Consider the following 23,661-nt stretch of genomic DNA (forward strand, 5'->3'; position numbering starts at 1 on the left):
TCGACTGGCACAGGTCGATCAGGAACGGTTCGGCGATGCGTCAGCGATGCAGATGGATGGTGATCCGGCGCTCGATCCATTCGACGCCATGGCGCAGGATCTCGACCATCACCAGATAGACGATGGCGACCCAGACATAGGCCTGGAAGTCGAAGGATTTGGCGTAGGCGAGCTTTGCATTGCCCATGAGATCATAGACCGTGATGATGGCGACGATGGCCGAGGCCTTGATCATCAGAACCAGTTCATTGCCATAGGGCCGCAACGCCACGATGAAGGCCTGCGGCAGGACAACCTTGCGCAGCGTCTGCAGCTTGTGCAGGCCGAGCGAAGCAGCTCCTTCCCATTGGCCCCTGGGCACGCTTTCGATGGCGCCGCGCAGGATCTCGGCCTGGTAGGCCGCGGTGTTGAGCGCGAAGGCGAAGACGCCGCAGTTGAAGGCCTCGCGGAAGAACCACCACAGCCCGACGGATTCAAGCTGCAACCGGAAAGAGCCCAAGCCATAGTAGACGAGGTAGACCTGGACCAGCAGTGGCGTGCCGCGGAAGAAGTAGACGTAGCAGTAGGCAATGCCGGACAGGAAGCGGCTCTTCGACATGCGGCCATAGGTGACGGGCAACGAAAAGATCGCGCCGACCACCATCGAAATCGCCACGAGCGACAGCGTCGTCCAGAGGCCCTGCAGATAGGCTGGCGCATATCTGGCAAAGAACTCGCCATTCCAGGCATAGATGAGATAGGCGAGGATACCGAGGCCGAAGAGAATCCAGAGGCCGACGAGCGCGTACCCGACGATACGGGTGCGCGGCCAGCCGCGTGCCCGCGGCGGCGGCCGGTCGACGGAGATGGCTTGACTGACGCTCATCGTGCCTCCCTCCGCCCCAGCGAGCGCAAGATGAACCCGGTCGCGATCGATGACAGGATCGCCAGAGCGAGGAAAACCAGCGCGGCCACGCTGTAGAACAGGAAGGCGTGTTTCGTGACACGCGCCGCCACGCCGGCGTTGCGCAAGGTTTCGGCGAGGTTGACGACCGAGACCAGTGCGGTGTCCTTGAGCAGGCTGAGCCAGCAATTCTCGAGGCCGGGAAAGGCGATGCGCAGCAGCTGAGGCAGGATCACCTTGCGCATGGTCAGCCATGTCGACAGGCCGATTGCGTAGCCGCCCTCATACTGGCCCTTGGGAATGGCGCGAAAGGCGGAAAGAAACACCTCGCTGGCATAGGAGGAAAAGATCAGCGACAGCACGATCATGCCGGCGATGAAGCTGTCGACGTCGATCGTCGCCTCGGGCTTGAAGAGGCGGATGACGTATTGCAGCAGGATGGGCATGCCGAAGAAGAACAGGAACAGCGTCACCAGTTCCGGCAGGCCGCGAAACACGGTGGTGTAGATGTTGGCGGCCACCCGCAGCGACGGTTCCTCGGATTGCTTGGCCCAGGCTACGAAAAAGCCGATCGTCAGGCCGATCGGCAGCGTGGCAAGGGCAAGCGCGATGGTGACCAACGCGCCATAGGCAATATCGTCACTCCAGCCCTCGGGTCCCCAACTCAGCAGTGTCCATATGCTTTGGGCTGGCATTGACTGGTCTTACCCCACGGCGCTCCCGAGATGAACAAGGCGGCAGGGGACCCCTGCCGCCTTGGCAACAGACTATCAGGACTCGGCGCCGTAGACGTCGAACTTGAAGTACTTGTCGTTGATTTCCTTATATTTTCCGTTGGCGCGGATGGCGTCTATGGCGGAATTCAGCTTGTTGACCAAGTCGGTATCGCCCTTGCGAACGGCGATGCCGGCGCCAGGTCCGAAGATTTCGACCGGTTGCGGCGAGGGCTGGCCGAGGATCTTGCAGCAGGCGCCGTCTGGCGAATCAAGCCACTGCTGCAGCACGACGATATCGTCCTCGATGGCGTCGAGACGGCCATTGGCAAGATCTGCCTGCTCCTCGGGGCTGCTCGGATAGCCCTTGACGGTGCTGTCGGTGTAGGTCTTCGAGGCATAGTTGAAATGCGTCGTCGTGGTGGCCACACCGATGTTCTTGCCGGCGAGGTCTTCCTTGGTCACGCCCTTCAGAGGCGAATCCTTCGGCACGGCGATTGCGGACGGCGTATTGTAGTATTTGTGCGAGAAGTCGACCTTCTCCTTCCTCTCCGGCGTGATCGACATCGAGGCGACGATGGCGTCGAACTTGCCGGCCTGAAGTGCGGGAATGATGCCGTCCCAATCCTGGGCCACGAAGGTGCACTTGACCTTCATCTCATCGCAAAGCGCCTTGGCGATGTCGATGTCGAAGCCGACAAGCTGGCCATCGGCGGTGAGGTTGTTGAATGGGGGGTAGGCGCCCTCGGTGCCGATCCTCAGGGTCTTTTCCTGGGCCTGGGCTACGCCGAGCGTCAGCAGCGCAGCCGATGCGGCGAGCGCGATACGCAGTGCAATACGCATGATAGTCCTCTCTTTATGGTCCCGGCCGTCGTTCCGAAACGGCTCTGTGGGGCGGTGCTTTTGACCGCCCGCTGGGCCGATACTCCCACTCTTTCCAAGAAAAAAGCAACTGCAAAACCGCCAAAATCGGCAATGGGCTTCTGCCGTTACGTTACTTCTCAAGCAACGAGGTCGGTCGTTCGCTCGATGAAGTCGGCTATGGATTTCGTGTCGTCGAGGTCGAACACCGGCAAGCTCTGGCCGGTGATGGCGAAATCCGCGGCGATGGCGACAATATTGGGATCACCCGCCGCAAGCGGCGTCCGCTCCTTTGCTTCCAGTCGCCTCGTTTCGATCTTGCGGTGGGGTTCGCGCTTGTAGCCTTCCACCAGCACGATGTCGCATGGGGCGAGCCGCGAGAGGATGGCGTCCAGCGGCGGCTCATCCTCGCCGCGCAACTCGTGCATCAACGCCCAACGATTGCCTGACACGATCGCAACCTCGGTGGCGCCGGCCTGGCGATGGCGGAAGCTGTCCGCGCCTGGCTTGTCGATGTCGAAATCATGGTGGGCGTGTTTGACCGTCGATACCTTCCAGCCGCGCCGCACGAGCTCGGCGACCAACTTCTCGGTCAGTGTGGTCTTGCCGGAGTTTTTCCAGCCGGTGATGCCGAAGACGCGTCTGTTCATGACGTCATGCTCTGCAACAGGCGCGCGGCCTGGGCAAGATCGTCCGGCACATTGATGTTGAAGAAAGGGTCGATGGATTGCCCGGCGGATTGCAGGATCGGGAATTCAACCTCGACATGGCCATGCTGCTCGATGAAGGCCGAAACCCGCTTGTTGTGCTCATCGACCAGGAAATGCCGCAAGGCGTCGCGGCATCCGACCGGCCATAGCGCGAAGGTCGGGTGCAGCCGGCCTGCCGAGAAAGCGACCGCGATCGAACCGGGACGTTGACCGGCTGCCGCCGCCAGACGATCGACGAGATCCAGCGGCAGGAAAGGCGTGTCGCCGGCAGCGGTGACGATCGCCGTGCACGGCGTGCCGGCAGCGGCCCATTCGAGGCCGGTGAGGATTCCGGCAAGCGGCCCGGCAAAGCCTTGGACGGTATCGGCAAGGACCGGTAGCCCGAAATGGGCGAACCGTGCCGGGTCGCCATTGGCGCTAAGCGCCAGGGTCTCGAACTGCGGGCTAAACCGCCACAGGATCTGGTCAAGCACACAGCCGCCGCCAAGCGGCAACAGGCTTTTATCGCCACCGCCCATCCGTCTCGATTGGCCACCGGCCAGAATGATCCCTGCGACATCCCGATTCATTCTGCCCAGCCTGTACGCCAGCCCCGTGAAATCGCAAGCGACTTTACGGGCGCCGCTAGATTCCGTCCGGCGCCATGGCCGGCCCGGTGCTTTCAGCGACGATCCTTCGCCGGCCGACGACGCGCTCGCGATAAAGCGCATAGAGACCCGAGCCGACGACTATTGCCGCACCGGCGATCATCGGCATGTCCGGCACGTCACCGAAGATGATCAAGCCAAGCAGGATCGACCAGAGGAGCGCGGTGTAGCGAAACGGCGCGATGAAGGAGATTTCGCCCGAACGCATCGCCATGATGATGAATTGATAGCCGATCAGCACCAGCACCGCGGCCAGTGCCAGCAGCGCCGTGCTTTTGCCGGTCATCGGGGTCCAGCCACCCATCGGCGTCAACAGGAAGGCACCGACGACGGTCATGGCAAGCGCGGTGGCGGTCGAGACCAGCATCGTCGGGATGGCCTGGGGGATGCGTTTGGTGGCGAGGTCCCGCACCGTGCAGCACGCGACGGATGCCAGCGCCACCAGCGAGTAAACGCTGAAGCCCTCGAAACCCGGCCGCACGATGATCATAACCCCGGCAAAACCGATAGCGATCGCCAGCCAGCGCCGCCAGCCGACCGTTTCGCCGAAAAACAGCGCCGCGCCCATCGTCACCGCCAGCGGCAGCGCTTGCAGGACGGCCGAGACACTGCCAATCGGCAAATGCGCGAGCGCAACCAGGAAGGACACGGTAGCGCCCGCTTCACTCAGCACACGGATCGCCACCAGTGGCTGCAGCATCAGGCGAGGCTGGAAAAGCGCGCCGCGTTGCCAGGCCAGCAGGCCGACGAAGAGCGAGGCGAATGCCCCTCTGATCAGCATGACCTGCGCCATGTTCATCGACTGCGAAGAGTATTTGGTAATGGCGTCGTTGAGCGTGAAGCCAACCATCGCCACCACCATGAACAACGCGCCGCGAAGATTTGGGGAAAGGGGCAAGACATCTACCGGTTGCTTTGGCAAGCAAGCCTGTAACAGCCCGCCACGAAACAGCAATGGCAAAGGGCTGGGCCAGCGCCGGATACCCATCTTCGCTGGCGTGAAATCATCCCGGATCAGGCACGAATTCGGTCGGAAGGCGGCGTCGCCTCCCGACACTTGTACAGCCGAGGCGACGTCTATTTCTTCGGCGTCAGCACCTCGGTGCCGTTGCCGTCCTTGCCGGCGATGGTCCACAGGCCATGCAGCGACCCGTCATCCTCGACCTTGTAGACGACGAGGCCGATATCCTTGCCCATGACGTAGCCGGCGGAGAATGCATTGTCGTTGCGCATGCAGATGCCATCCGAAGACGAGCCGCCCGTCTCCCAATGGATCGCGCAGGTGGTCCCGCTGGTCAGTGTGATGGTGGCTTCGCCGTCATAGGCCGAACCGTCGAAATTGGTGCCGGCGACGGTGTAAGTACCGCCGATCGACTGGGCAGCCGCAGGCAGGGCGGCCAGGCCGAGCAAGGCGAAGGAAAGAAGAAGTTCGCGCATAATGTAATCCCCCGAGAAAGCGATGAACCGCTACGGAACGGAGGCTAGGCGGGAAACCGTCACCAGTAAATCAGACGGATATTTGCGGACAAAGATTTGTTTGCGGTGTGGCTAAAATGCTCATGGCTGCCTACGGCTCATGGCCCCTTGAGGCTGCCGGCGATGACGCCGACCAACGGGTCATATTTCGATTTCAGCGCCGGCGGATAATCGATCCAGACCGTGCGGATGACGCCATCCCTGCCAAACAGCCGCCGCTCATAGAAGATCTTTCCATCCTTCACGCCCGACAGCACCGCCCAGTCCTTGCCGGCCTTGCTGTAGGTGACTTCGTACCCTGGTTCATCGCTCGCCTTTTCGCCGGCAATGAACCCCTTCGGCGTGTCGTCATCGACATTGAATATGCCGGAGCAGGTCAGGCTGGCGCCGTCCGCGCTCAGCCACATCTGGCCGTCGCCATTTTCAGGCTCGGGCTGGCGATCGGTGAAGATATCGCCGGGAAAGGTGCAGACGGTGCCGAAGCGCTCGTTCACATAGGTGGATTGCGCGGCAATAGCGGTGGTCGCCGAGACCACGGCTAGAGATGTCACGATTGAATAGAGCCACCGCATGTCTGACCCGAAGCCGATGATTGCGGGGCAATTCTTGCACAGACAGACGAGAAGGTCAGCCGCCCGTGACACTCATATGGCGTGACACCGAAGGGCGGCTGGTGCGGCGGTCGATGATGAAGTCATGACCTTTCGGCTTGCGGCCGATGGCTTCGTCTATGGCGTCAGCGACAAGTTCGTTGCCTTCGGACGCGCGCAACGGCGCGCGCAGATCGGCCGCATCCTCCTGGCCAAGGCACATATAGAGCGTGCCCGTGCAGGTCAGCCTGACCCGGTTGCAGCTTTCGCAGAAATTATGCGTCATCGGCGTGATGAAGCCGAGTTTTCCGCCGGTCTCGGCGACATGGACATAACGGGCCGGGCCACCGGTCTTGAAGGGGATATCTGTCAGCGTGAACTGGCGCTCAAGCGAAGCGCGCAGCAGCGACAGCGGCAGATACTGGTCGGTGCGGTCGGCGTCGATCTCGCCCATCGGCATGGTCTCGATGACGGTCAGGTCCATGCCGCGGCCATGCGCCCAGCGCATCATCTCGGGCAGTTCGACGTCGTTGAAATCCTTCAACGCCACCGCATTGAGCTTGACTTTCAATCCGGCCGCCTGAGCCGCGTCGATGCCGGCCATGACCTTGCCGAGATTGCCCCAGCGAGTGATGGCGTGGAATTTGTCGGCATCGAGCGTGTCGAGCGAAACGTTGATGCGCTTGACACCACGATCGGCGAGTTCGGCGGCGAAGCGCGAAAGCTGCGAGCCGTTGGTCGTCAGCGTCAGCTCTTCCAGCGCGCCGCTTTCAAGGTGCCGCGAAAGCTGGCGCACCAAGTGCATGATGTTCTTGCGCACCAGCGGCTCACCCCCGGTGAGGCGCAACCGCTTGACACCCTTTTCGATGAACACGGTGCAGAGCCGGTCGAGTTCTTCCAGCGACAACAGGTCCTTCTTGGGCAGGAAGGCCATATCCTCGGCCATGCAATAGGTGCAGCGGAAATCGCAGCGGTCGGTGACCGACACTCTGAGATAGCTGATCGTGCGACCGAAGGGGTCGATCATGTTCATGTTCGAGCGTTTCCGTGGCCGTTAACGGCGTCGTTATATACAGCTATGTGATACGATCCAGCCCGCCATTCAAGATAGCTTGCCTTGATCTTTGGTAACATTCCCCGACCGACATTGCGTGTCGGACGCCGTTGACGCCTTTGCGTACGGAGCGAAGCAGCGTAGGGAAGGGGAATTCAAGCAGGATCGACCATGACGGCGCCGAAAGAACTGAGGGTCTCGAAGGACCGCAAGGTGCTCACCGTGACGTTTCCGGGCCACCAGCCGTTCGAGCTGCCGGCGGAGTTGCTGCGCGTGGCGTCGCCTTCCGCGGAAGTGCAGGGTCATTCGCCGGAACAAAGGGTGACGGTTCCCGGCAAACGCAATGTGGCCATCCTGAAGATCGAACCGGTCGGCAATTACGCCGTGCGCATCACCTTCGATGATTTCCATGACACCGGCATCTTCACCTGGAATTACCTGCACACGCTCGGCCACGAGAAGGACGCACGCTGGAGCGTCTATCTCGCGGAACTCGCCGAGAAGGGCCTGAGCCGCGATCGTTAGCCGCCATTGCGTCGTCAAAACGTCACGTGTCGGGAGTAGGGGCGGCGGATCGGGAGACGGAAAATGTCGGTCATCACCACAATCGAACAACTCGAAGCCCTTTACGGACTGCCCGGCGAAGCCTCCGTGGTCAAGGAACTCGACCATGTCATTCCCGAATACGCCGCCTTTATCGAAGCGTCCCCCTTCGTCGCTCTCGCGACCAGCGGCCCAGAGGGGCTGGACTGTTCGCCGCGCGGCGATCTCGCGGGTTTCGTGCGTATCGTCGATGCGAAAACGCTGATGATGCCGGACCGGCGCGGCAACAACCGTGCCGATTCGTTGAAGAACATCATCCGCGACCCGCGCGTCGGCCTGCTGTTCCTGGTGCCGGGCTCCGGCACGACGCTGCGCGTCAATGGCCGGGCGCATATCACCACGGATGCGGCGTCGTGTGCGTCGTTCATGGTCGACGGCAAGCCGGCGCGTTCGGTCACGGTGATCGATGTCGATTCGGTCTATTTCCAGTGCGCCCGGGCGATCGTGCGGTCGGAACTGTGGAATCCGGAGAGGCATGTCGATCCGAAATCGCTGCCGACACCCGGAAAGATCCTGGAAATCACCAGCCGCAAGAATATCGACGGCGAAACCTACGACAGGGAATGGCCGGAGCGGGCTAAAAAATCGATGTGGTAGTGAGTTGAGGGGCGGAAAGGCCGATCACGCCTCGTTCAGCACGTCATAGATCTTGCGCATCTGCTCGCCGATCATGTCGCATTGTTCCGGCGTCGACTGGCTCATCGCCTTCTCGATCAGCGCCATATGCACTTTCAGCGCCTGCATCAGCAGCGCCTCGCCGCCTTCGGTCAGCGTAAGCCGCAAGATGCGCTTGTCCTTCTCATCGCCTTCCCGCCGCAGTAGGCCACGCGCCTCGAGCTGCGGCAACAGCATGGTGATGTTGGAGCGGCCGACGAGCAGCTTGCGGGCAAGGTCGTGCTGCGACATGCCGGGATGGCGATAGAGGTTCATCAGCACGTCGAGTTGCGCTGGCTTCAGGTCGAGCGGCGCGAGTTTCACCGCCAGCGTGCGCTCCAGCACATGGCACGCGCGCGCCACCGCGACCCAGTTGCGAAAACGCGGGTTGTCCCAGGGTAGCTCTTGTTTATTGTTCATCTTTGAACTATTATGTTCATGCTTGAACGTATGGATGGATTCTGACTATGGCATCATTCGGGCTGAAGGTCATCCGCGGTGTGTTTGGTGCGGCCGAACATGTCGCGCCGCGCATCACCGGACGCGCGGCTTTCGAATTGTTCTGCCGTACGCCAAGCACCAGGACATTGACTGACGGCGAGCGCCGCGCCATCGACCGCGCCGCGGAGTTCATGGCCGAGGCGCGGCATCACCGGCTGAAAACCGCGACCGGCTGCGTCATGGTTCATGAATTTCGTCCCGAGCCCGGTCGCGAGCCTGCCGGCAGCGTCCTTGTCATCCATGGCTGGCGCTCGCGCACCGAATATATGCGCGCCCTGATCGAAGGTTTTCGCGCTGCCGGCTATAGGGTCGTCTCGCTCGACCTTCCCGGTCACGGCCATTCGCAGGGCAGGCACCTGAACATGGTCAACGCCGTCGAAGCCGCCAGAGTGGCCGGTGAATGGTTCGGGCCGTTCGTGGCCGCCGTCGGCCATTCCTTCGGCGGCGCCGTCGCCACCAACGCCGTTGCCGGTTCCGTCAAGGATATCCCGCCGCTGGCGGCCGCACGCCTCGTGCTGATCGCGGCACCGAGCTCGCTGCCGGCAATCTTCGCCGACTTCAGCCGCATGCTTAATGTCGGTCCCCGCTCGCAGATCGCCATGGCCGACCGTGTTGAATATCTCTCTGGCCGGCCATTGCATGAATTCACCGGTGACCGCCAGCTCGCCCAGGCGCCCGTGCCGACGCTGGTCATTCATGCCCCCGATGACCGTGAAGTGCCGGCTGAACACGCACGACGCTATGCTGGCGCAGGCGACCATGTGCGGCTTCACTGGGCCGATGGGCTTGGCCATCGCCGCATTCTGGCCGACAAGGGCGTGGTCGAACGCGCCGTCGGCTTCGTGACCACGCAGCGCGGGGCGTCGCTGGCCCACTGAGCGGCATTCAGGCTTTCTTCTTTTCCCCGGGCTCTACGGGCAATCCGGCTGCCTTCCAGGCCGTGTAGCCGCCGAGAATATGCTTGACCGGCGAAAGCCCCATGTCTTGCGCCGTTTTGGTGGCCAGCGCCGAACGCCAGCCGCCGGCACAGAAGAAGACGAAGCTTTTTCCGGAAGCGAAGAAGGGCTTGTGGTAGGGACTTTCGGGATCGATCCAGAACTCCAGCATGCCACGGGTGACATGCTTGGCTCCGGGTATTCTGCCGTCACGTTCGATCTCTCGAGGGTCGCGGAGATCGACGAAAATGGTGCTTTCGTCTTCAAGCAGTCCTGCCGCTTCCTCGGGCGAAACCACTTCGATCTCGGCGTTGGCCTCATCCAGCAGTTCGCGATACCCTTTTTTCACGTCGTCCCTCCCGGCCGCAGGTTTGCTGGCAAGTCGAATTTCGAGCACAACGAACGGTGTTTGTCACGCCTCGGCGGTGTCGGCCATGGTCTTCCAGGCGGCCATTGCCCCGGCCACCGTCGCCAGCAGGGCGGCACGGGAAGCACCGTCGCGCGCCTGGATCGACATGCCGTGCTGGACCGTTGCAAAAAAGGTCGCGGCGGCACGGCAATTGAAGTCGGCAGGCAGTTCACCCTCGGCCACGCCGCGCTCGAGACGCTTCTTCAGGGCGGTTAGATTCTCGGCGCGGCGGCGCCGCAAATCCGCGCAGATCGCGCCCCGGCTCGAATCTTCGTGCAGCGCACCCAGCGCGATCAGGCAGCCCTGCGGGCGATCGGTCTGCGAATAGGCCTTTGCGGTCCGACGCAGGAACCGCTCGATCGCAAGGCGCGCCGTTGGCGCCTCTTCGAGCGCGAGCCAGATATCGGCACCTTCCACGCGGGAATAGAGATCCGTCGCCTCGAGGAACAAGGCTTCCTTGCTGCCGTAGGCGGCATAGAGGCTCGGCGAATTGATGCCCATCGCCGCCGCGAGGTCGCTGATCGACGCGCCTTCATAGCCCTTGGCCCAGAACACATCCATCGCGCGCCGCAGGGCCGCGTTTCGATCGAAGGTGCGGGGACGGCCTCTTTCCGACATGACGTTCATTTCTGTGTTGATCGATACATAAATGAGTTGACGCAATCAGGCAAGGCTGGCAGATATTTATGTATCAATCACTACATAAATGGAGAAACCGATGGCATCCAGGAATTTGAACGGCAAGGCGGCACTCGTCACCGGAGGCAGCCGCGGCATCGGCGCGGCAATCGCGCGAAGGCTCGCGGCGGAGGGGGCCGATGTCGCGCTGACCTATGTGCATGGCGAGGACCAGGCCCGCTCGGTCGTCGCCGAGATAGAGACCAAGGGCGGTCGCGCGATCGCGATCAAGGCCGACAACCGCGACGCCGAAGCCATAGACCAGGCGGTTGTCGATGCGATGACCGCCTTCGGCCGGCTCGACATCCTGGTCAACAGTGCCGGCATCTGGCGCGCCGCACCCATCGATATGCTGTCGCTTGCCGATTTCGACGAAACCATGTCGGTCAATCTGAGGGCGCCGTTCATCGCCTCGAAAGCGGCGGCAAGACACATGGGCGAGGGCGGCAGGATCATCTCGATCGGCAGCAATCTGGCCGAACGGGTCACCGACACCAACCTGGGAGCCTACTCGACCAGCAAGGCGGCGCTGGTCGGCCTGACCAAGGCATTGGCCCGCGACCTCGGGCCACGCGGCATCACCGCCAATGTCGTCCATCCCGGCTCGACGGATACCGACATGAACCCGGCCGACGGCCCGCATGCCGAACATCAGCGAAAGAAGATGGCAACTCCGCGATTCGGCAAGGCGGAGGACATCGCCGGCATGGTTGCCTGGCTCGCAGGTCCAGAGGGCCGTTTCGTCACCGGAGCCGCGCTGACCATCGACGGTGGCGCAAACGCCTGAAGACGCAGGGATCCCCGCGGCCGGGGCGACCCAAAGGTCGCCCCGGCCGTCACGATCTTGTGAAACCGTTCTGCAACAGGCCCGCCGAAATTTATGAAAGCTTAACGAAATCGGTATGAATCGGTATAGTCGCGCCTTACATCCGCCATGCGGTTAGCGGGACGGTCTAGCGTGCGGAACGGGAACCGGTTGCGGCCGGAGCGGGTGATCCATGAACTTCCTCGGTAAAAAAGCAACCGTGATGCCGCTGGTGGCGATTACGGCGACGCTGGCTTTCGGCACGCCTCAGGCAGGTGCCCAAGGGCTTTTCGACATGCTGTTCGGCGGCGGCATCAGGCATGAGCCGAACGGCGAGTTTCCGCCTCCTCCGCCAAAGCACAAGCCGAAGGCGCCGGCCGGTGGCGACGGCGGCGGTGCGAGGATCAGCAGTCCGTCCTACTATACTTACAAGGCCGACAGACTGGTGCGCGTCGACTTCTCGACGCTGGCCACCGCGCCGCAGCCGGCGGCGCCGCAAGATGCCGCTTTCGTTCCCTCGGCCACGGGTGCTGCTTTCCACGATGCCATTGCCGGCCTCAGCGACTACGAACTCTATGCCGAGCCCGACATCGCCAAGGCGCTGATCGCCTACTACTCTGCCAACCCGGATTTCATTTGGGTAGGCGGGACAAGCCCCAACAACCGTGCGCAAGATGCCGTGCGGGTGCTTGGCGAGGCTGCCAGCTACGGCCTCACGCCCGCCGACTACACGGTCGATGTGCCAGCGCTCGGTTCGACCTCGGCGGACGACGCAGCCAAGTTGAAGGAACTCGTCCGTTTCGAGATGGCGCTTTCCGCGCGTGTCCTGCGTTACGCCCATGACGCCCAGAGCGGCCGTGTCGAGCCCAACCGCATGACCGGCTACTACGATTTCCCGGCCAAGCCGCTCGACATGGTGGGCGTGCTGAAAACACTGGCGCATACACAGGAAGTTCGCACCTACCTCGAATCGCGCCATCCGCAGAATGCGGAGTACCAGGCGCTGCGCGTCGAACTGGAATCACTGCAGGCGAGCGCCGAGAACGAGATCGTCGTCGATCCGAAACTGCTGCTGAAGCCGGGCGAAACCAGCCCCGAACTGCCGAAGCTCCTGTCGCTGATCGCGCGCAATCTCGATGACGAGATGGGCGGCACCTATGGCGAGGTGCTGTCGCGGCTGGCAACCAGCGAAGTCTATGTTCCCGAACTTGTCCCGCTGATCAAGGCGGTGCAGCAGAAGGAGGGCATGAAGGGCGACGGCGTCATTGGACCGCGCACCGTCGCCTTGCTGGCGGGGACGTCGAAGGCCGACAGGCTGCTCAAGGTTCAGGTGGCGCTGGAGGAACTGCGCTGGCTGCCTTCCGATCTCGGCAGTCCGCGTGTTTTCATCAACCAGCCCGCCTTCACCGCAAGCTACATTGACGACGGCCAGGAAAAGCTGAAGACACGCGCCGTCGTCGGCCGTGTCACCAACCAGACGGCCTTCTTCTACGACCAGATCAAGCAGGTCGATTTCCATCCCTACTGGGGCGTGCCGCAGTCGATCATCGTCAACGAAATGCTGCCGAGATTGCGTGGCGATCCCGGCTATCTCGACCGTGCCGGCTATGAGGTGACGGATTCACGCGGCAAGCGCATTCCGTCGTCGGCGATCAACTGGGGCGATTATGGCGCCAACATTCCCTACAGCGTGCGCCAGCAGCCGAGCGAGGCCAATGCGCTGGGAGAATTGAAGATCCTGTTCCCCAACAAGCATGCGATCTACATGCATGACACGCCCCAGAAATCATTCTTCAAGCAGGACATGCGCGCGCTCAGCCATGGCTGTGTACGCCTGCAGGATCCGCGAGGAATGGCAGCGGCGGTGCTTGGCACCTCTGTCGATTATATCGCGGAGAAGCTGAAGCACGGACACTCGACCGAGGATGTGACGCGCAAGATCCCGGTCTATGTCGCCTATTTCACGGCATGGCCCGACATGTCCGGCAAGGTCGAGTATTTCAGCGACGTCTATGACCGCGACTCGCGGCTGAAGCAGGCCCTGGACGCGACCGAGGCGGTGCGCTCACCGTCGAGCTAACAGTCAACGCTCCGACAGCGGGCGCCGGAAACCGGCGTCGCGCCCGGCGATCAGCCAATAGACCAGCCCGGCCACAAGACCAGCGGCGGCTATGATGCCGATGTCGGCCCAGCGCTCCAGATCCACGTCTTCCGCCGCGCTCGGCCAGATCAGGAAGAAGCCGCCGGCGGCCGCCGCGGCGCCGAAGAACATGTGCAGCAGGACGCTGCGCAGGGAGAAGAACTCGGCGATCAGCGCGAAAATCAGCGTCTGCGGCGCTGTCACCACAACCGTCAGGAAATAGATGAACATGCCGAGCGGCGGCACCACAAAGGCCGCGATCGGCGAGACGCCCATGAGGTCGAAATAGGCCGGCGCGTTGGGCAGGGCGCTCAACGCGGCATAGATCGCCACCACGGCGATCAGGCCAACCAGTATCGCGACAAAATAGCCGGCGAGCATCATCAGGACGCGCTTCATCAAGTGCTTCGCAGTCGACATGCCCACCCCCGTGAAGCCCGGTCACTCCACAATCAGCCATCAATGGCGAATTGACGCAAGGGGAGACAGAGACTGTCAGCGTCTTGGCCCGACGCGGACGGACGAAACCCGCCGTTCAGGCGCCGCCGCACATATGCTGCGAATCCGGCAGAGCCCAGGAGCCTTTCGAGACGAGGTCGACGGAATAATAGACCCGGCCACGGTCGTCGTCCTTGGGGCAGTCCCTGGGAATCGAGATCAGGCATATGACGACCGGTTCTCCAACCTTCGAGGCGGCCAAGCCGGCCTCGCGATCATAGGAGACAGCCCCGCCGCCATTGGTGAACGTGGTCGCGCTGCCCGCTTCGGGACTGGCCGTTTCCAGCGGATCGTCGCCGAGCCGGGCGCTAAGCGTCTTGATGTGCGTCGATGCGCATTGGCCGATAGCCGAAGGCAGGGGCTGATCGACGTGCCCGGGGTTTCGCCCGGCGGCTTCGAGCGCCTTCTTGCCAATCAGCGCGATGTTGTAGTCCTGGATCCAGGAAGGCGCATTGCCATAGGTCTGCAAGGCGTTGTTGAGGGCGCTGACGATACAGGCCGTATCGCTCTCGCAGGCATTGCGGTCGGCGATCAGCCCGCGGGCAATCCTGCGCTTGTCGCCGCCGAACGCCGGCTCGAATCCCTTGAACGCCTTCGAAACCAGCAGATCGATCGCCGACAGCCGCGGGTCGGCACAGATCGCTTTTTCCGCGGGCACTGCAACCTTGGCGCAGTCGAAGGACGGGCCATCGGCTCGCGCGGGAGAAACGGCAAGGAAGCCGTCGGCTGGGATGATGGCGAGTACAGACAGAAAATAGGTTCCAGCGAAACATCGCATCATAGCCCCCAAGCCAACAGGTTTGTCCAAGGCATAACATACCCTAGGATGGACAATGTGGGCGCGCGTTTCGTCGCTGAGAGTGCTCGGAGGCAGCGCATTGGCGACGAGGTCCCTGCGAACCTTATTTTGGTTCGGCCGTCACAGGATCGAAGTCGATTTCGACCTTTGCCTTGTCCGAGGTATAGTAGGTGACGGTGTAGCCGTCTTTGTCCCAATCGACTTCTTTCACGTAGCGAAAACCGTCGCGTTGCTCGACCTTCGCGATGATCTCCGACAGCTTCTTGGCATTGGGTGGCGGCAGGGGAGCTTCATCCGCGGCAAAGGCCGATCCGCTGGTAAGAAGAACGGCGACGCTGGTCGCCAGCAGCAATCTGGACATGGTTTTCCCTCAGGTTTCGACGGAGGGAAACTCGCTGGTGTATTGGTTGGTTCCGGAGGCAGGGAACTGTTGGCCCAAAAGAAGCGTGACCGCGCCGACGAAAGACATCTAAACCCGTCGTGTTTTCGGACGACTTGGAACGTCGAGTTTCCGACCATGATTTTGCACTGGCCTACATTTGCTTACGTCCCAGTAAGCCTTGTCCTACGCGCCAGTAAGCTTTCAAGAGAATTTGATTGCGGCCGAACATCCAACGATTTCTTCAGGTTGGATGGTGGGCGATGCAGGGATTGAACCTGCGACCCCACCCGTGTGAAGGGTGTGCTCTCCCGCTGAGCTAATCGCCCGCTCGTTGCCCGAAGGCCAAGCGAGCCGCGATATAAGGGAGGCCGGCCGGTTAAGTCAAGGCAGTGTCTGGTGTTCTCACACAGATCGGATTTGCGGTCCCGGCTGACCCGTTCCGGAGAGATTTCGTCCCCGGCGCTCAGTGTGCGGCGGCGCCGATCAGCCCTTGTGCCAGATCGAGCGTCAATGCATCAAAATGCGATATCACCGCCGAGGGCTCGAACTCGCGCACATGACGATCGGTGTAGCCGAAATCGACGGCGACGACAGGAATGCCGGCGGCCTTGGCAGTGTCGATATCGGTTTGCGAATCGCCGACCATCAAGGCGCGGTGCGGATCGCCACCGGCCAGTTTGATGGTTTCGATCAGGTGGCGCGGATCGGGTTTGCGAAACGCGAACGTATCCTGTCCGGCAATTGCCGCGAAATGCCTGGTCAGGCCGAGCGCCTCGATCAGCGCCAGCGAATTGGCTTCGTATTTATTGGTGCAGATGGCCAGCAGATAGCCGGCCTTCTCAAAGCGGGCAATCGCCTCGATCACGCCGGGGTAGGGGCGGGATTTGCCCGGAATGTTGTCGGTGTAGTGATCAAGGAACAGTTTCAGCAGCCGGTCGTGCTCCTCAACCTTGAGGGATCGTTGCTGCGCGGCATGCGCCCGTTCGATCATCACCCGGCCGCCATGGCCGACGAAGCGTTTGAAGCCGGCTTCGTCGACGGCCGCCAGTTCGCTGGCCGCCAGGCTGTGGTTGAGGCTGTCGAGCAAGTCCGGCGCCGTGTCAATCAGCGTTCCGTCGAGGTCGAACACGATGATCGGGCGACTCATGATCCATCCTGAGCAGGTTTGCGCATCGGCAGGCGATAGCGGCTACGACGCTTTAAGGCAAGCAAACTGGTGGCGCAGCCGCCAAGGGCTTTGACCCGGCCAGCAAAAATGCTAGGAGCCCAAACGCCAAAGCGCGTCGCATCGAAACGGACCCATGCGACACGCCTTGGGTTTTGTTTCATGCATGTCGTTCCCAAACCGAGGTCACTGTTGGGCGACGTGCATCAGGATTCGGGGCAGCAAGCAGCATGGATGCGAGGCAATTGAAGGTCGAGGCCGCGCGGGCGGCTCTTGCCCATGTCACCGACGGCATGCGGCTCGGCATCGGCACCGGCACCACTGCCGAGGAATTCGTGCGGCTGCTCGCCGACAAGGTTGCCTCAGGCATGACCATTATCGGCGTGCCGACCTCGGAACGCACCGCCGCGCTGTGCCGCGAACTCGGTGTGCCGCTGTCGACGCTGGAGGAAACACCCGAGCTCGATCTCACCGTCGACGGCGCCGACGAGGTCGACGGTGAGCTGACATTGATCAAGGGCGGCGGCGGTGCGCTGCTGCGTGAGAAGATCGTGGCCGCGGCTTCGCAGCGCATGATCGTCATCGCCGACCGTTCGAAGATGGTCGAGACGCTCGGCCGGTTTCCTCTTCCCATCGAAGTCAATCAGTTCGGCCTGCGCTCGACCGAGATCGCCGTGGCCGTGGTGGCCGGAAATCTCGGCCTTTCCGGTCCGGTGACATTGAGGATGACGGAAGGCCAGCCTTTTGTTACAGACGGCGGCCATTTTATCCTCGATGCATCTTTTGGCCGCATTCCGGATACAAGAGCGCTTTCGAATGCTCTCCACGCCATTCCTGGCGTGGTCGAGCATGGTCTTTTCATCGGGCTGGCGTCAGCGGCCATCATCGCCGGCGGCGACGGTATCCAAACCGTCCATGCCGCCCGAAAACCAGGGAGTTCTACCGATCATGATGTTGCATAACCGGGTTCGCCGTCTTTCAGTTCTCGTGGCGGCTTCGGCTGTCTTCGCGTTCTCCTCGCCTGTCTTCGCGCAGGACGTCACGGAATCGCATCTGAAGGCCGCACGCGCCGCGGTCGCCGCGATCCACGCGACCGACCCGTTCGACAACATCCTGCCGCAGGCCGCCGCGGCGCTCGAATCGCAGCTCATCCAGAAGAACCCTGACATGCAGGAGCTGATCGGCAAGACGATAAACGAGAAGGCGCTGGCGCTGGCCTCGCGCCGCGCGGACCTCGAGAAGGAAGCGGCTCTTGCCTATGCGAAGGTGTTTTCCGAAAAGGAGCTCACCGACATCGCGGCCTTCTACAGTTCCGAGTCCGGCAAGAAGCTGCTCGACAGCGGCCCGACCGTGACGCGTGACCTCGTCAAGGCCGCCGACATCTGGCAGAACGGCGTAGCCCGCGATCTTGCCCAGCAGGTCGGCGAAACTCTGGCGGCGGCGGCAAAAGCGAAGGCGGTGGCTGCGCCTACGCCCGCGCCCGCCGATGGCGCCGCACCGGCAGACAATGCGGCCCCGGCGGATGGCGCCGCCCCCGCGAACGGATCGGCTCCCGCCGACGGCACGCAGAACTGATCCTGCATTTCAAACGCGGCCCTTGCGGCCATCTGTAAAGCCCGGCCTGTCCGGGCTTTTCTTTTGATGGTTTGCGGCCTACCTGTCACTCACATTTTCGACGTTCAAGGAGCCGCTTCATGGCCGGTTACGACTACGACCTCTTCGTCATCGGCGGCGGCTCCGGCGGGGTGAGGGCGGCGCGGGTCGCGGCAGCACTCGGCAAACGCGTCGGTATCGCCGAAGAATACCGTTTCGGTGGCACCTGCGTCATCAGGGGCTGCGTGCCGAAGAAACTCTATGTCTATGCCTCGCAGTTTCCCGAGCATTTTGCCGACGCCGCCGGCTATGGCTGGACGGTGCCGGAAGCCAGCTTCGACTGGCAAACGCTGGTCGCCAACAAGGACCGCGAGATCAGCCGCCTGGAAGCGATCTACAAGAGGAATGTCGAGGGCTCGGGTGGCGAGACCTTCCATTCGCGGGCGATGATCGTCGACCCGCACGTGATCCATCTCCTGGGCGAGGACCGCACCGTCACCGCCGATCAGATCCTGATCGCCACCGGCGGCCGTCCGGCTGCCCATCCGGCACTGCCCGGCCACGAACACTGTATCTTTTCCAACGAGGCTTTCGATCTCAAGGAGCTGCCGAAGGCGATCATGATAGAGGGCGGCGGCTATATCGCGGTCGAGTTCGCCAACATCTTTCACGGCTTCGGCGTAGACACCACGCTGGTCTATCGCGGCAAGGAAATCCTTGGCCGTTTCGACATGGACCTGCGGCGCACGCTGCATGAGACGATGGAAAAGAAGGGGATAAAAATCCTTTGCCATGCCGTCTCCGAATCGGTCAGCAAGCGGCCGGACGGGCGGCTCGACGCACAGCTCACGAGCGGGCAGGTGCTAACGGTCGACCAGGTGATGCTGGCCATCGGCCGCATCCCCAACACCGAGAATATGGGCCTGGAAGGCGTAGGCATCGAGATGACCGCCGCGACGGGTGCGATCAAGGTCGACCGGTTTTCCCGCACCAACATCGACAATATCTGGGCGATCGGCGATGTCACCAACCGCGTCCAGCTGACGCCGGTGGCGATTCACGAAGCCATGTGCTTCGTCGAAACGGCGTTCAAGAACAATCCGACCGCGCCCGATCACGACACGATCGCGACCGCCGTCTTCTCGCAGCCGGAAATCGGCACGGTCGGCTTGTCGGAGGACGAAGCCATCAAGCGCTTCGCCGATATCGAAATCTACCGCGCCAGCTTCCGGCCGATGCGGCACACGCTGTCGGGCCGTGACGAAAAGATGCTGATCAAGCTGGTCGTCGACGGCGCTTCGCGCAAGGTTCTCGGCGCCCACATACTGGGGCCGGATGCCGGCGAAATGGCGCAGCTGCTCGGGATCCCACTGAAGGCGGGGCTGACCAAGGACGATTTCGATCGCACCATGGCCGTGCATCCGACCGCGGCAGAAGAGCTCGTCACCATGTACAAGCCGACCTATCGGGTGAAGGACGGCGAGCGCATCTGACGCCTCGCCTACCGGCGCGCCGCCGCCAGCCCTGGCCGGCGGCGGCAGTCAAACCGCTATAGCAACGTGCCGCGCAGGATGACGAGCGCCACCGAGAAATAGATCACCAGTCCGGTGACATCGACCAGCGTGGCGACGAACGGCGCTGACGCACTGGCTGGGTCGAAACCGATCCGTTTCAGGGCGAAAGGCAGCATCGACCCCGAGAGCGAGCCGAACGTGACGATGCCGACCAGTGCAGCACCAACCGTTGCGGCAATCAGCGGCCAGTGCGGGCCATAGTCGTAGAAGCCCATATATTGCCAGAGCGCGATCCGGCAGACGCCGACCACGCCGAGCATGGCGCCGAGCACGAGACCGGTGGGCAATTCGCGCAACGCCACCCGCCACCAGTCACGAAGGCCGATCTCGCGCAACGCCAGCGCCCGGATGACCAACGAGGTAGCCTGTGAGCCGGAATTGCCGCCGGAGCTCATGATCAGCGGGATGAACAGCGTCAACACGATCGCTTTCTCCAGCTCGCCCTCGTAGCTTTGCATCGCATTGGCCGTCAGCATCTCGCTGATGAACAGCGCGCAGAGCCAGCCGCCACGCTTCTTGATCATGGCGAGGAAGCTCATCTTCATATACGGCTCGTCCAGAGCCTCCATGCCGCCGAACCGATGCACGTCCTCCGTGGTCTCCTCGATCATCGTGTCGATGATGTCGTCGATGGTGACGATGCCGAGGATCTTGCCGTGGTCGACGACCGGGACGGCGAGCAGATCGTATTTGGAGATCGTCTGCGCCAGGTTTTCGCGATCGGTCAGCGGGCTGACCGTCACCGGCATGCGGTCGGGCGCAACCGACAGGATCGAGTCGCCCGGCTCACCGGTGATGAGCCGCCGCAAGCCCGTCGACCGCACCAGGAGGTGTGTTTGCGGATCGACGATGTAGATTGCGTAGATAGTCTCGCGCGTCCGCTCGACCTTGCGGATGTAATCGAGCGTGCGCCCCACGGTCCAGTCGGAGGGAACGCTGACGAACTCCGTCGTCATGATCGAGGCGGCGCTGCCTTCGGGATAGCCCAGAATGGAAAGCAGGGTCGCGCGCAGTGGCGGGGCCAATGCGCCGAGCAGTTCGGAGCGTGCCGGCTCGTCGAGTTCGCGCAGAATGTCGGCCGCGCGGTCGACGGACATGGCGGTGAGCAGCTTGCTCGCCTTGGGGCGCGGCAGGGCCTCCGCCAATTCGGGCGCGCTTTCGAGCTCAGGCTGGTCGAAAATCTCGACCAGCCGTTCGAAGGGCACGGCGCAAAGCAGCTCCGTCGCGGTTTCGCGCGTTTCATGATTGAGCGCCTCGACAACGTCGGCGACGTGGTCGTTGGCAAGGATGCGGGCGATGGCGACGGCCTCATCGTCCGCTACGGGGAAAAAATCGTTCATGGTTCACTCCTTGCCGTCCGGCAGGACGTGAACCATTCAGGTCACGTCTAGGCGGACGGCGGTTGCGTTCGACTGTGACTATCGCCAGGCATGGCGCGGTGACCTTTCTGCTTGCGGGTTCGCTTTTGACTGTCTGCAAGCCGGCGCAACATAGGAGCGAGCCTTGCCGAGTCAATCGCGGTGAGGAGGGAAAACAGTCCCGAACGGCCCTGATCGCGAGACTGTGATCACGGCGCGCGGGTTGACGCGGAAGTTCCCGTTACGTCGTCGTTATTTCTGCTTCAGCCGGCGCGAGAACCGCGTCCATTTGTCCTCGACCGGCCTTGGTTGGACCAGGATCGTGGTGAGTTCGACGGGCAGGCTCGGGGCGAGCGGCTTCTTGGTGGCGACACCGTCGGCAATCAAGACCATCGAGTGGTAGAACTCGGTCCCCGCAGCCGATCTCGGCGCCACGGCTTCGTGCATGACACTGATCACCGTCACATCGGGGCAGTTGTCCTTGATGGCCTGGTGGAAGGCAATCTTGCCGTCAGGATCGAGAGCACCGGTCGCTTCGTCGAGGAACAGCAGCCCCGGTTGCTGCAGTATGATACGAGCCACCACAAGCTTCTGCTTCTGGCCGCCCGACAGAACCTGATCCCAGCTTTTACCCTCGCGGCTTTCATTGGCCATGTGTTCGATGAAATCGCCAAGGCCAGCCTTGTGCAGCGCGGACGCAACCTGGGCATCGCCATGGTCGCGCTCGGAGCCGGGCAGGCAGACCAGCTGTTTCAGCGACACCTGCGGCAGCTTGACCTCCTGGGCGGCATAAAAACTCTTCACGCCCTCGGGGAAGACGATGGTGCCGCGGCCGTAGGGCCATAAGCCGTTGATCGCCTTGATCAGCGAGGTCTTGCCGCAACCGGATTCGCCTTTCAGGAAGGTCCATTCGCCGCGCCGGAAGCGCAAGTTGGCGGAACTGAGGAATGGCGTCGCGTCCTCGCCCTGGTGCGCCAACTCCAGCTTCTGGATGGTCAGGCCGAAAACCGGATTCTGGTTGGCGTAGTGGAAGTCGGAACGGCCGCTCTGGCTGTAGAATTCCTGCGGGTGCTGGACATTCTCGATCGCGTTGGCGAGCTCAGTCACACGCTGGCTGTTGGCGCGAAGCGTGGCGATGGCGGGCATGACATGGATGAACCACGAACACTGGCTGATGAGCTGGGCAACCATTTCGGAGCCGGTGATATAGCCTTTATAGTCCAGGCGACTGTGGATGAACGGCACCAGGCCCGGAGCATAGGCTACCATGCGGGCGCCGATGAAATTGTAGATTAGTTCGAACGACATATAGCTGGTGTTGACGACATTCAGCCGTCCCCAGGTACGATCAATGTCGACATAGAGCCGGTCGTGCATCGCTTTCTGCACGCCTTCGCCATGTGAGGCGGCGACATGGAAGCTGCGGCGCAGAAATGTCGTAAGTTCGCTACGATAGCTCCCCTCGGCCTTCTGCATGCGAATATTGAGACGTTCCAGCAGGCTGCCGAGCTTGACGGCGATCCAGGTGTTTAGGGGCACGTAAGTGGCAACGGCAAGAAGGGCGAGAACGGCGCTGCCATAGCTGCCAAGGAACTCCAGACCTTTGACCTCAACTGACGACTGCAACAGGTTCTGGCCGATAAAGTAGAGCGAGGTCGCCAGCCCCAACACGCCCATGGCGAGGCCGATCGCACCGCCGGTCATGTCCTTGATCGATTCCTGGATGCGCTGGTCAACGTTGTCGGGCGCAACGATGCCGCCGTCCGCGGAACCATGTTGAGCATGGAAATGGGTATGGTTGCCGTCGAGCAAGGCCTGGTTGAATTGGTCGTTCAGCCAGCCACGCCATTTGCGGTGCAAGGTTGCCGAGACGAGATTGCGTATACCGGTGAAGCCGGCATCCTTGAGCAGGACCAGCAGCACCAGCACCCCGGCGTTGGTCAGGATTGTCTCCAGCGGGCGAGTGTTGGCGGCATCGTGCAGGAAGGCGATCGAATTCACCAATTCGCCCGAAGCCATGGCGAACCACACGCTGGCCTTGCTGGACAGCGCGGTGAGCAACGCGATCACCAGCGTCAGCGTCCAGGCTTCCTTCCAGCGGTCCGAGACCCAGTAGGCTCGCACGAGGCCCCAAAAATTGCGCATCGAGGATACCGGCGTCAGATGCGACCGCCCTGAGGCACCGCCTTGTAGTCCATCCGGTACTGACTCTTGCGATCGTCTGCCGATCCGAATCACGATCCCGCCCAAACCTTCTTTGTTTTGTTACGGATGGTAACACCAATTGATCATTTTCCATTAATTTTTAAAGCGGGCATGCGAGATTGCGTCCGCAGCCGTTGCCCTGAGGCAACATATTGATGGCTGGATCGCCATCCGAACGCCTGGCAATAACCAGAAAATCTCTATTTATTTCAGTCTTTTAGACTCTGCATAAATTACCGCGACAAATCTTCCCCAAGGGAAGCTCCGGACACGGTTTTGTGACTCAAAAATCGTTTGGGCCGGCCGAGTTTCTTATCGGGAACTGACCAGAATTCCCGAAACACGCCGTCCTTGATGTCTGATTCATGGCGTCGGAGCTCAGTTTGCTCACGCAACCCTGCTCTTGCTATCGGCGCGGGGATGGCTGG

General features: G+C 62.0%; 26 protein-coding genes and 1 tRNA gene. 8 read left to right on the top strand and 19 right to left on the bottom strand.

Annotated elements, in window-relative coordinates; translation table 11 throughout:
* Positions 1–40: 40 nt before the first annotated feature.
* The 9 genes from EN850_RS20520 to moaA form a co-directional block, all read right to left on the bottom strand.
* Complete coding sequence (locus tag EN850_RS20520) at positions 41–865, bottom strand: ABC transporter permease (RefSeq protein ID WP_127279906.1); 825 nt, start codon at positions 863–865, stop codon at positions 41–43.
* Positions 862–1,578: an ABC transporter permease gene (locus EN850_RS20525; protein WP_127872456.1), complete on the bottom strand. Its 717-nt coding sequence runs from the start codon at positions 1,576–1,578 to the stop codon at positions 862–864. The genes EN850_RS20520 and EN850_RS20525 overlap by 4 nt, the downstream gene beginning before the upstream one ends.
* A 75-nt stretch (positions 1,579–1,653) precedes the next feature.
* Positions 1,654–2,439: an ABC transporter substrate-binding protein gene (locus EN850_RS20530; protein WP_127872455.1), complete on the bottom strand. Its 786-nt coding sequence runs from the start codon at positions 2,437–2,439 to the stop codon at positions 1,654–1,656.
* Positions 2,440–2,597: 158 nt separating this feature from the next.
* Positions 2,598–3,107 carry a molybdopterin-guanine dinucleotide biosynthesis protein B gene (gene mobB, locus EN850_RS20535; protein WP_127279909.1) on the bottom strand — a complete coding sequence of 170 codons (510 nt, stop codon included), beginning with the start codon at positions 3,105–3,107 and terminating at the stop codon, positions 2,598–2,600.
* Positions 3,104–3,736 carry a molybdenum cofactor guanylyltransferase MobA gene (gene mobA / locus EN850_RS20540; protein WP_136092114.1) on the bottom strand — a complete coding sequence of 211 codons (633 nt, stop codon included), beginning with the start codon at positions 3,734–3,736 and terminating at the stop codon, positions 3,104–3,106. The genes mobB and mobA overlap by 4 nt, the downstream gene beginning before the upstream one ends.
* Before the next feature lie 55 nt (positions 3,737–3,791).
* Positions 3,792–4,712 (bottom strand): DMT family transporter, encoded by a 921-nt coding sequence (locus EN850_RS20545; protein WP_136092115.1) that lies wholly within the window; start codon positions 4,710–4,712, stop codon positions 3,792–3,794.
* 179 nt (positions 4,713–4,891) lie between these two features.
* A complete protein-coding gene (locus tag EN850_RS20550; RefSeq protein ID WP_127279947.1) occupies positions 4,892–5,251 on the bottom strand; it encodes a hypothetical protein in 360 nt (119 codons plus the stop codon).
* A gap of 137 nt (positions 5,252–5,388) precedes the next feature.
* Positions 5,389–5,841 (bottom strand): hypothetical protein, encoded by a 453-nt coding sequence (locus EN850_RS20555; protein WP_246689254.1) that lies wholly within the window; start codon positions 5,839–5,841, stop codon positions 5,389–5,391.
* A 76-nt stretch (positions 5,842–5,917) separates the two neighbouring features.
* Positions 5,918–6,913, bottom strand: a complete 996-nt coding sequence (gene moaA / locus EN850_RS20560; protein ID WP_127279945.1) for a GTP 3',8-cyclase MoaA — start codon at positions 6,911–6,913, stop codon at positions 5,918–5,920.
* A 192-nt stretch (positions 6,914–7,105) separates the two neighbouring features.
* On the opposite strand from moaA, the gene EN850_RS20565 reads away from it, so the two are divergent.
* Both EN850_RS20565 and EN850_RS20570 read left to right on the top strand, forming a co-directional pair.
* A complete protein-coding gene (locus tag EN850_RS20565) occupies positions 7,106–7,459 on the top strand; it encodes a DUF971 domain-containing protein (RefSeq protein WP_135880371.1) in 354 nt (117 codons plus the stop codon).
* Positions 7,460–7,522: 63 nt separating this feature from the next.
* Positions 7,523–8,134, top strand: coding sequence for a pyridoxamine 5'-phosphate oxidase family protein (locus tag EN850_RS20570; protein WP_127872449.1), 612 nt, complete (start codon positions 7,523–7,525; stop codon positions 8,132–8,134).
* A 24-nt stretch (positions 8,135–8,158) separates the two neighbouring features.
* On the opposite strand, the gene EN850_RS20575 is transcribed toward EN850_RS20570, so the two are convergent.
* Positions 8,159–8,611, bottom strand: coding sequence for a MarR family transcriptional regulator (locus EN850_RS20575; RefSeq protein ID WP_127279942.1), 453 nt, complete (start codon positions 8,609–8,611; stop codon positions 8,159–8,161).
* 47 nt (positions 8,612–8,658) lie between these two features.
* Between EN850_RS20575 and EN850_RS20580 the strand changes: the two genes are divergently transcribed.
* The gene (locus EN850_RS20580) at positions 8,659–9,570 is read left to right on the top strand and encodes an alpha/beta fold hydrolase (protein WP_136092117.1); all 912 of its coding nucleotides are present in this window, start codon (positions 8,659–8,661) and stop codon (positions 9,568–9,570) included.
* A 7-nt stretch (positions 9,571–9,577) separates the two neighbouring features.
* Here the strand turns inward: EN850_RS20580 and EN850_RS20585 are convergent, their stop codons facing one another.
* Complete coding sequence (locus EN850_RS20585; RefSeq protein WP_135880369.1) at positions 9,578–9,976, bottom strand: rhodanese-like domain-containing protein; 399 nt, start codon at positions 9,974–9,976, stop codon at positions 9,578–9,580.
* A 63-nt stretch (positions 9,977–10,039) separates the two neighbouring features.
* The gene (locus tag EN850_RS20590) at positions 10,040–10,654 is read right to left on the bottom strand and encodes a TetR/AcrR family transcriptional regulator (protein ID WP_135864798.1); all 615 of its coding nucleotides are present in this window, start codon (positions 10,652–10,654) and stop codon (positions 10,040–10,042) included.
* Between the two features lie 100 nt (positions 10,655–10,754).
* On the opposite strand from EN850_RS20590, the gene EN850_RS20595 reads away from it, so the two are divergent.
* Positions 10,755–11,501, top strand: a complete 747-nt coding sequence (locus EN850_RS20595; RefSeq protein WP_136092118.1) for a 3-oxoacyl-ACP reductase family protein — start codon at positions 10,755–10,757, stop codon at positions 11,499–11,501.
* 211 nt (positions 11,502–11,712) lie between these two features.
* A complete protein-coding gene (locus EN850_RS20600) occupies positions 11,713–13,599 on the top strand; it encodes a murein L,D-transpeptidase (protein WP_127872444.1) in 1,887 nt (628 codons plus the stop codon).
* 3 nt (positions 13,600–13,602) lie between these two features.
* On the opposite strand, the gene EN850_RS20605 is transcribed toward EN850_RS20600, so the two are convergent.
* The 5 genes from EN850_RS20605 to EN850_RS20625 form a co-directional block, all read right to left on the bottom strand.
* A complete protein-coding gene (locus EN850_RS20605; protein WP_135880367.1) occupies positions 13,603–14,079 on the bottom strand; it encodes a hypothetical protein in 477 nt (158 codons plus the stop codon).
* A gap of 115 nt (positions 14,080–14,194) precedes the next feature.
* Positions 14,195–14,938, bottom strand: coding sequence for a lysozyme inhibitor LprI family protein (locus EN850_RS20610; protein WP_136092119.1), 744 nt, complete (start codon positions 14,936–14,938; stop codon positions 14,195–14,197).
* 121 nt (positions 14,939–15,059) lie between these two features.
* Positions 15,060–15,317 (bottom strand): PepSY domain-containing protein, encoded by a 258-nt coding sequence (locus tag EN850_RS20615; RefSeq protein ID WP_127872441.1) that lies wholly within the window; start codon positions 15,315–15,317, stop codon positions 15,060–15,062.
* A gap of 272 nt (positions 15,318–15,589) precedes the next feature.
* A tRNA-Val gene (locus EN850_RS20620) sits at positions 15,590–15,664 on the bottom strand.
* Positions 15,665–15,801: 137 nt separating this feature from the next.
* Positions 15,802–16,485: a phosphoglycolate phosphatase gene (locus EN850_RS20625; protein ID WP_127280103.1), complete on the bottom strand. Its 684-nt coding sequence runs from the start codon at positions 16,483–16,485 to the stop codon at positions 15,802–15,804.
* A gap of 248 nt (positions 16,486–16,733) precedes the next feature.
* Here EN850_RS20625 and rpiA point away from each other — a divergent pair, with 248 nt between their 5' ends.
* The 3 genes from rpiA to gor all read left to right on the top strand — a co-directional run bounded on the left by rpiA (position 16,734) and on the right by gor (position 19,589).
* Positions 16,734–17,465 (top strand): ribose-5-phosphate isomerase RpiA, encoded by a 732-nt coding sequence (rpiA, locus tag EN850_RS20630; RefSeq protein ID WP_136092120.1) that lies wholly within the window; start codon positions 16,734–16,736, stop codon positions 17,463–17,465.
* Positions 17,452–18,078: a DUF2059 domain-containing protein gene (locus EN850_RS20635; RefSeq protein ID WP_136092121.1), complete on the top strand. Its 627-nt coding sequence runs from the start codon at positions 17,452–17,454 to the stop codon at positions 18,076–18,078. The genes rpiA and EN850_RS20635 overlap by 14 nt, the downstream gene beginning before the upstream one ends.
* 119 nt (positions 18,079–18,197) lie before the next feature.
* Positions 18,198–19,589, top strand: coding sequence for a glutathione-disulfide reductase (gene gor, locus EN850_RS20640; RefSeq protein WP_136092122.1), 1,392 nt, complete (start codon positions 18,198–18,200; stop codon positions 19,587–19,589).
* Between the two features lie 56 nt (positions 19,590–19,645).
* Here the strand turns inward: gor and mgtE are convergent, their stop codons facing one another.
* Together mgtE and EN850_RS20650 are read right to left on the bottom strand one after the other, a co-directional pair.
* Positions 19,646–21,010, bottom strand: coding sequence for a magnesium transporter (gene mgtE / locus EN850_RS20645; RefSeq protein ID WP_135880362.1), 1,365 nt, complete (start codon positions 21,008–21,010; stop codon positions 19,646–19,648).
* A 270-nt stretch (positions 21,011–21,280) separates the two neighbouring features.
* Entirely contained in the window at positions 21,281–23,173 is a 1,893-nt protein-coding gene (locus EN850_RS20650; protein ID WP_167531431.1) for an ABC transporter ATP-binding protein/permease, read from the bottom strand.
* Positions 23,174–23,661: the final 488 nt, after the last annotated feature.

It is taken from the genome of Mesorhizobium sp. M8A.F.Ca.ET.207.01.1.1, from assembly GCF_004794715.1.
Taxonomy (GTDB): domain Bacteria; phylum Pseudomonadota; class Alphaproteobacteria; order Rhizobiales; family Rhizobiaceae; genus Mesorhizobium.